Annotated in this window: 1 pseudogene; it reads right to left on the reverse strand. The window is 62.3% G+C overall.

Features of this window, described 5'->3' with window-relative positions:
* Positions 1-745 (reverse strand): annotated as a pseudogene (locus WF331_RS29145) (T6SS effector BTH_I2691 family protein); the annotation flags it as partial.

Below are 745 nucleotides of genomic sequence, written 5' to 3' on the forward strand. Positions count from 1 at the left end.
GACGGTCGACCAGGTGGCCGTATTTCTGGTCGAACTTCTTGCTGAACTCGCCAGCCTCCTGACGGGCCTGGACTTTGGCGCGGACATCGCGCTCGAACTGCGCCAGGTGAGGTTTCATGCGCTCGTCATGGGCATCGGCCTGCTGCCTGGCCCGTTCGGAAAAGGCGTAGATCTCGGCGTGCACGTAGGGTTGGTTGCGTATGTTTTCAGCCATGACTTCGCGCTTGACGATCTGCTCGGCCATCATCTGCGGGTAGAGCTTTTCGATCTCCAGGAACGACTGCGCGACCAGCAGCTTGCGCTCATTGTCCACGCCAGGTTCCACGGTGCGCTCCAGCCACCTGGTCTTCACATCATCGACAGCGGCATTGCGCCAGGCGTTGAGCTCCTGGGTAATGCCGATGGCGTCTTCGATGACGATGGCGGCGCCACGGGGCTTGCTCTGGTTCATTAGCGGCGCCAGCGCTTGCCGTGAGGCGTGCGGCGAGACGATCTGGTCATTGTTGAACGGCTGCAGGTCCAGCAGCGCCTGCAGATCTGTGTCGTCCTGGGCCTTGAAGTCGGCTACCCAACTCAGTTGGTCATGCTTGAGCACGTGGGGCTGCGGTGGGGCGTCGGAGGGCTGGATGAAGCGGGCGATATCGATCGCAGGCAGGCTGCTGCGGTACTCGTCTTCAAGCAGGCGGTAGCTGTCGAGCATGCGCGGGGTCAGCGGGGAAGGGCTGAACAATGGGCGCAGTTCCTG

The organism is Pseudomonas sp. YNh (genome assembly GCF_037993085.1).
In the GTDB taxonomy this organism is placed as follows: Bacteria; Pseudomonadota; Gammaproteobacteria; order Pseudomonadales; family Pseudomonadaceae; genus Aquipseudomonas; species Aquipseudomonas putida.